The sequence below is a fragment of the Geobacillus sp. BK01 genome, assembly GCF_052220245.1.
Lineage (GTDB): Bacteria > Bacillota > Bacilli > Bacillales > Anoxybacillaceae > Geobacillus.
The window spans coordinates 1-7,016 of the sequence record NZ_JBQPTH010000037.1; the positions used below are offsets into that span (position 1 = coordinate 1).

Consider the following 7,016-nt stretch of genomic DNA (forward strand, 5'->3'; position numbering starts at 1 on the left):
TCGCCCTTGACGACTCTTTCTCACCTTTGGCGGGTGTTGGTCAAGGGCGAATCCGGCTCCAAGGATGCCTCACGATGCTCCATGGGATGGCCTGTGTGGAGTTTTCATAGAACTTTTGACGCTACCCGCCGCCGTCTGCCGGAATTCGTCCGGACTGAACATGTACGAAGGGCCTTGCTGTGCTTTTACGTGCGCCGTCACCCGTTCAATTTCCTCATCGGAAATGAAACAGCCTTGCAGCCGCACCGGCTTGGCCGATCCGTTTTCCAAAAAAAGCATATCGCCGCGCCCAAGCAGCCGCTCGGCGCCGTTCACATCCAAAATGGTGCGCGAATCGACTTGGGACGAAACAGAAAAGGCGATGCGCGTCGGAATGTTCGCTTTGATCAAGCCGGTGATGACATCGACCGACGGCCGCTGTGTGGCGATCAACAAATGAATGCCGCATGCCCGCGCCTTTTGCGCCAGCCGGCAAATCGATTCCTCGACATCGGCCGGAGCGGCCATCATAAGATCGGCCAGCTCGTCGATCACAATGACGATATACGGCAAGGGCGGCTCGCTTCCGCCGCGTTCGCGAAGGTGCTCATTGTATTTTTCGATATCGCGCACACCGGCGTGGACAAACTGTTCATACCGCCGCTCCATTTCGCCAACCGCCCATTTGAGCGCCCCGGCGGCCGCTTTCGCTTCGGTAATGACCGGGCTGAGCAAATGGGGCAAGCCGTTGTACGGAGCGAGCTCCACCATTTTCGGGTCGATCAGCAGCCATTTCACCTCATGCGGAGCGGCTTTATATAACATACTGACCAGCATGGCGTTCATGCAGACACTTTTGCCTGACCCGGTCGCCCCGGCGATCAGTCCGTGCGGCATTTTCCCGATGTCAGTCACGACCGGCGCCCCGCTAATATCAAGCCCAAGAGCGACGGTGAGCGGGGAGCGGCGGCAGCGGAACGCGCGGTCGTCTAAAATTTCCCGCAGCCGCACCGGGCGGCTCGACGGGTTCGGCACTTCGATGCCGATCGTCCGTTTCCCCGGAATCGGCGCTTCAATCCGAATGTCTTTCGCCGCCAGGCTGAGCTTCATGTCGTCCGTCAAGCTCGTAATTTTGCTCACTTTCACGCCCAAATCAGGCTGCACTTCAAACTGTGTCACCGTCGGTCCTTGCGTCGCTCCGACGACGTGGGCCCCGATATGGAAGCTCGCAAACGTCTGATCGAGGCGGGCGCATTGTTCGTGAATCCATTGCTCGTCGCGGGCCGCTGCTTCCCCCGGCGGCTCAAGCAGGGCGAGCGGCGGCAGCGAATAGCCGTCCCGGCGGGAACGTTCCTCGAGCTTGCGCCGGTCTTGTTTTAGCATCATCACATTGTACGGGATGCGCGCTCGTTCCGGGCGGCTGCGGGCGGCCGGATGACCGTTTTCGCCAACCGGCAGCGGGGAACGAAGCGCCGCCTCGTCTTCTTGGGAAACAGAGTCCGCATTCCTCTCATCGGTCTCCGGCGCTTCCTTTTGTTCATCGCCGCGGTCATCGCGCTCGCCCGGCCGGGTTTCCTCCGTTTGCGCCGCCGGCGGCAGCGATTCCGGTCCGCCTCCGCCGGCATGAGAGCCGCCTTCCTGTTCAGCCGCAGATGCGGCTGACCGAAGCGGTGCAGGGGCTTGTTCCTCTTTCATGTCAGCAACCGCCGCTTCCTCTTTCCCGCTTTGGCCGGCTGCTTCAAGCGCCTCCTGCGGCGCAGCGGCATCGGCTAAACGAGAAGAGCGGGGCGGCGGAGCAGGTTCGCCTAGCCTAGCGGCTGCCTGGGAGACAGGGCCGCTGTCCGTTTTTTCCACCGCCCGCATAGCGGCAATGGTGCCTTGTTCTGTCACCCGTTGCCGCTGTTCACTATGATGTTTATAGTATCCAAAAACAGGAGACGGCACATCGGACGGGCGGAACGGCTTTTTTTCCGCCGCTTCCGCCGTCGTCTCAGCAGACGGGCGTCGGGGAGCCTTCCGCCGGTTGTCCTCGGCGGCCATTCTCCTTGGCGTTTCCCGGACCTCCGCAGCTTGGTCATCCGGAATGAGCGGAAACCGGAAGCGGCCTTGCGGGTATTGGTACACGACTTTCGCCTCAACATGTTCCGTCATGTGGCTTGTTCGTTCCCCGTCAGCCGGTTGTTCGGGTTCTTCCTCATCCGTTAAAAAACGGAGCCATCGTTTCCAAAATTTCATCGCTCGTTCCACTCTTTCTATTCATTGTCGGAAAAAACGCCACTGGAGTCAGTTCCAGTGACGTTCCGGCCGGATGACATCCGGCGCGCGCGTATCGTCCCGTTACATCGTGAACGGCTGTCCGACTTTATATTCATCGGAAAGCACAAGAATCCCTTTTTCTTGCGGGGCGTTCGGCAGCCCAAGTTCGCGCGCCGAACAAATCATGCCGGATGACCGGACGCCGCGCAGTTCGCTTTCTTGAATGACCAGGCCGCTCGGCATGACGGCGCCGATTTTGGCGACGACGACTTTTTGCCCGGCGGCGACGTTCGGCGCCCCGCAGACGATTTGCAGCACTTCATCGCCGACATCGACTTGGCAGACGCTCAGCTTGTCGGCGTTCGGATGTTTCTCCTTTTCTTTTACGTATCCGACAACGAATTTCGGCGACAAATCGGCTTCAATCGGCTCGTTGAATCCGTTTTTCGCCAAAATGTCATTGATGACGCCAACGAGTTCTTCATTGACATCGAGCGGGCCGCTGCCGGAAAACGGATGGTAGGAAGAGGCGGAAAAAATGTTGTAGCCGACCGTCTCCCCGCTCCGTTCCGAAAAGATGCGGACGACGTCGCCTTGTTTTGCAAACGCCCGCTCCTCGGCCGCCACTGGCTTGAACGACACAAGCAACACATCGCCAATTCCTTCGCGGTTGTAAAACACGTTCATCGGTTGACTCCTCCTTGCGCCTCACGTTCTCCGGTTTTTTCCTAAAATGAAAATGGGTTCAAGCGTTCCGTTTTCGTACAAAAACGACAAAGCCGTAATCGGCACGCGGCCGCCGGCAAAAAAGCTCATCGTCATTTGCGCCAGAACGTCATAGCCGATCTCGTTGCGCAAATCCGCGATGATGAGCACATCTTGGTGCGGCACGGCCAACGCCATCGTCCCGTCGACGCGCGCCTTCATCTCCGCCAAAAACGCCTCGTTTAATATCCGGCTCGCATCGTAGCCATCGTTCGTGTTGACAAAATAAAACACATTGTCCGCCACGCGGTCTTCTTTTACCGGCGTCGGCAGCGACCGGACGTTGAAGCGGGCGATTTCCTTCACCCGCCCAGCGCTCCATCGCTCCGTTTTCAGCATCTGTTCATCGATCAGACGGTACGTTTTGCCTAAATCAAGCGCATAATAAATGCGCGTTTCCGCCGTATGGCTGTCATGCAAAAGCGGCACGCCTTCTTTCGTTTCCGTCGGAAACGATGTCGAGCGGATGACCGGATAAATGTTCCGCTCGTTGCCGGAAAGCGCGGCCGCCTCTTCCATCGTTTTCAGCGTCTCTTCGACGTAATAAATGATTTCGCGCACCGCTTCGTCTTTTTGTTCGTGCCACTTGGCGATCACGCCGGGAAGCGAAATCGTCACGCCTTTTTTCGTGCGTTCGTCCTCGATGCGCATCGCATCCTGCTTGGCGTCAAAGCGAAACGTCCAGTGCGGATGGCCGTCTAGACGCTTTTTGATCGTCTCGTACATTTGCCGGCTGTCCATTCGTCTGCCTCCTTAGTGTAATGGCGTCGTCAGCCGCTCCCTTTTATCATACCGTGAACGGTCCGTTTTGACAAAAAAATTCGTATTGACCGGCCAGCAGTCCGACGATGTGGGAAAACATCGCCGAGCGCTTGATGCGCCCGTTCGTCAACACACCGACCGCTCCTTCGTTCGTCCGGATGTTCCGCCGCCCGGTGTATTCCTCCATCACATCGCCGAGTTCTCTTCCTGCTTCAAGCCCGGCGCCGATCTCCGGCGGCAGGGCAAGGCGCGCGCCCGCGGCGGTAAGGACAAGGCCGCTTCGGTCGGCCAGCGCCCCCCAATTGCACAGCCACCATTGCCCGTCGATCCGCATCACGCCGCCTTCCAACCCGATGCCGATCTCCGCTCCCGCCGCGTCCAGCGCCCGTTTGGCGCGGTTCATCGCCCCGAGCCGCGTTTCTTCATCGGACAGCGGCTGGGCGGAGACACCGGATGGCACATCAAGCGGCACAAGGCGCCACGACGGCGCGGCGAACACCGCGCGGACGGCGGCGACTTTCGCTTCGTTTTTCGTTCCGACTGCAACAGTTTTCATCATTGCCTCCTTCGCTCTTTTTTGTCCCCGTCGCCCTTGACGACGCTTTCTCACCTTTGGCGGGTGTTGGTCAAGGGCGAATCCGGCTCCAAGGATGCCTCACGATGCCCCATGGGATGGCCTGTGTGGAGTTTACATCAAACGTTTGACGCTACCCATGGAAAAGGAGAAGCTGCCGCTTCTCCCCCTCCCTTTGTTCCGCTCTGCCGTTTGTTTCTCTTTGCCTAGCTGTTTTGGCGGATCGCCTCGACCGTCGTCCGGTCGCACCGTTTCACGAGCTCGACGATGAGCGCTTTCGCCGCCGCATAATCATCGACATGAATGATCGCCGCATGCGTATGAATGTAACGGGCGCAAAGGCCGATCACCGCCGACGGCACGCCGCGGTTGGCGACATGGACTCTTCCGGCGTCCGTCCCCCCGCCCGGGGAGATGAAAAATTGGTACGGCACATCAAGCGACTCGGCCGTATCGAGCACAAATTCGCGCATGCCGCGATGCGTGATCATCGTCCGGTCGTACAGACGGACGAGCGCTCCTTTCCCGATGTGGCCAAACGCCTGCTTGTCGCCGGTCATATCGTTCGCCGGGCTCGCCTCCAAAGCGAAAAAGATGTCCGGGTCGATCAGCGAAGCCGCCGTCTGCGCCCCGCGCAGCCCGACTTCTTCCTGCACGGTCGCGCCGGCGTACAGGACGTTTGGCAGCGCTGCGCCTTGGAGCTCTTTCAGCAGTTCAATCGCCAGCCCGCAGCCGAACCGGTTGTCCCACGCCTTTGCCATCACCGTTTTCCCGTTCGCGAGCGGCGTAAACGGGCTGACCGGCACGATCGGCTGGCCGGGGCGAATGCCGATGCGCTCCGCGTCGTCGCGGCTTTCCGCGCCAATGTCAATGAGCATGTTTTTCAGTTCCATCGGCTTATGGCGCTGCTCTTCATCGAGCAAGTGCGGCGGAATCGAGCCGATGACGCCGATGACCGGCCCGTTGTCCGTGATAATTTGCACGCGCTGGGCGAGCAGCACTTGGTTCCACCAGCCGCCGAGCGTTTGAAAGCGGATCATGCCGTTGTCGGCAATCGCCGTCACCATAAACCCGACCTCGTCCATATGGCCGGCGACCATCACCGTCGGGCCGGTTTCGTCGCCGCGCTTGACGCCGAAAATGCTGCCGAGCCGGTCTTGCACCACTTCATCGGCGTATTTCGCCAGCTCTTGGCGCATAAACTGCCGGACCGGGTGCTCATAACCCGGCGCGCCCGGCAGCTCGGTCAACGTCTGAAACAGTTGGAGCGTTTCTCGGTTCATCGCCTATCTTCCTTTCCGTTTTCGGTTCCTTTTCCGCCCTCCTTACCTATTTCGCCAAAATCGGCTATACTAAACCGTATCAAGGCAAAAGGAGGAACGACCGCATGGCTTGGAAAAAATGGATCGTTGGCGCCGCAGTGGGCGCCGCCGCCATCTGCGCCGTCCGCGCCGCCGCAAAGCCGGCGCTTCTCACGCCGGAACGAGCGCTCGCGATGGCGAAAGCCTCGCTTGGCGGACGGCGCGCCATTCGCGGCTCATGGATTCAGTCCGCTCCGGAGCAGTATGAGAAAAACGGATTGACGTACACCGTTTATCGCGGCGGCGTTTGCCGCGACGACGGGGATGCGGAGTTTTTCGTCAACGCCTACACCGGCGCGGTCATCGAGGCCAAACCGTTATAGCGGCGGCCGGTTCCGCTTCACCGCCGCGGCGATCGCCCCGTCCGCCTGCCATTTCACCGCCCGGTAATAGGCGTCATGGTAAAACGTAAACCAGGCGTTTCGTTCTATGCCGTACGGGAGCCATTGCTGTTTGGCAAAAATGGAGTCCATCGGGTAGTCGTCGTACGCCATCACCCAAAGGACGTTTTGATGGGCATGCGTGCCAAGCAAATCGCCGAGATGAATCGCCATCTCCCCGTCCGATTCGATCACCACGATTGCATGGCCGGCGCTATGCCCGCCGGTATGTATAAGGCGGATTCCCGGAACGACTTCAGTCTCGTTCGCAAACGGAACGACGCGGTCGGCAATCGGCTCCCAATTTTCTTTCCAATACGTGTTGCGCGAGCGGATGTTCGGAGCCCGCATCTCGTCCCACTCGACATCCGACACGATGACCGCCGCGCGCGGAAAAGCCGGCACGAGCCGTCCGTCTTCCCACACCGTCAAGCCGCACGCATGATCAAAATGAAGGTGCGTCATGATGACGATGTCAATGTCGCGGCGCGCCAAGCCGAGCTCGGCAAGCGACTCATCGAGCGACGATTCTTCGGTGACGCCGAAGTTGCGCTTTTGCTTGTCGGTCAGCTTGCCGTTGCCGATGCCGGATTCAATGAGCAGCCGCTTGCCGCCCGCTTCGACCAAAATCGGGTCGGTGCGCAGCTCAATTTGGTTGTTGTCGTTTGGCGGATACTTTTTCGACCAAAGCGGCTTCGGAACGACGCCAAACATCGCCCCGCCGTCCAAGTGGGTGACGCCTCCGTTCAGCCATGTCAATGTGATTTGCCCGATTTTCAGCTGTTCCATGTCCATCTCCCCCCTTCCTTAGTGGGTATTGTCAAAAGTTTATCCTCCACACTCACGGTTTTCCCTTGAGTTTCAACGGTCGGAAGAAAAAAAGCTTGCCACCCCCATTGTTTTGGGCCATCATTGAGGTAACCACACACTCAACAGCCA

Annotated in this window: 7 protein-coding genes; 1 reads left to right on the plus strand and 6 read right to left on the minus strand. The window is 59.2% G+C overall.

Features of this window, described 5'->3' with window-relative positions; translation table 11 throughout:
* Positions 1 to 69: 69 nt before the first annotated feature.
* The 5 genes from ACTVDO_RS16990 to ACTVDO_RS17010 all read right to left on the minus strand — a co-directional run bounded on the left by ACTVDO_RS16990 (position 70) and on the right by ACTVDO_RS17010 (position 5,619).
* Positions 70 to 2,214, minus strand: a complete 2,145-nt coding sequence (locus ACTVDO_RS16990; RefSeq protein ID WP_442901926.1) for a DNA translocase FtsK — start codon at positions 2,212 to 2,214, stop codon at positions 70 to 72.
* Between the two features lie 102 nt (positions 2,215 to 2,316).
* Positions 2,317 to 2,922 (minus strand): YtpR family tRNA-binding protein, encoded by a 606-nt coding sequence (gene ytpR, locus ACTVDO_RS16995; protein WP_020960939.1) that lies wholly within the window; start codon positions 2,920 to 2,922, stop codon positions 2,317 to 2,319.
* 21 nt (positions 2,923 to 2,943) lie between these two features.
* Positions 2,944 to 3,741 carry a DUF1444 domain-containing protein gene (locus ACTVDO_RS17000; protein WP_020960940.1) on the minus strand — a complete coding sequence of 266 codons (798 nt, stop codon included), beginning with the start codon at positions 3,739 to 3,741 and terminating at the stop codon, positions 2,944 to 2,946.
* Between the two features lie 46 nt (positions 3,742 to 3,787).
* On the minus strand, positions 3,788 to 4,318 hold the full coding sequence (locus ACTVDO_RS17005) for a DUF84 family protein (protein WP_020960941.1): 531 nt from the start codon (positions 4,316 to 4,318) through the stop codon (positions 3,788 to 3,790).
* A gap of 224 nt (positions 4,319 to 4,542) precedes the next feature.
* Positions 4,543 to 5,619, minus strand: coding sequence for a M42 family metallopeptidase (locus ACTVDO_RS17010; protein ID WP_020960942.1), 1,077 nt, complete (start codon positions 5,617 to 5,619; stop codon positions 4,543 to 4,545).
* Positions 5,620 to 5,723: 104 nt separating this feature from the next.
* Between ACTVDO_RS17010 and ACTVDO_RS17015 the strand changes: the two genes are divergently transcribed.
* Positions 5,724 to 6,020, plus strand: a complete 297-nt coding sequence (locus tag ACTVDO_RS17015; protein ID WP_020960943.1) for a PepSY domain-containing protein — start codon at positions 5,724 to 5,726, stop codon at positions 6,018 to 6,020.
* Here the strand turns inward: ACTVDO_RS17015 and ACTVDO_RS17020 are convergent.
* Positions 6,015 to 6,866 (minus strand): YtnP family quorum-quenching lactonase, encoded by an 852-nt coding sequence (locus tag ACTVDO_RS17020; protein ID WP_020960944.1) that lies wholly within the window; start codon positions 6,864 to 6,866, stop codon positions 6,015 to 6,017. The two genes, ACTVDO_RS17015 and ACTVDO_RS17020, sit on opposite strands and share 6 nt — an antisense overlap.
* Between the last annotated feature and the right edge of the window lie 150 nt (positions 6,867 to 7,016).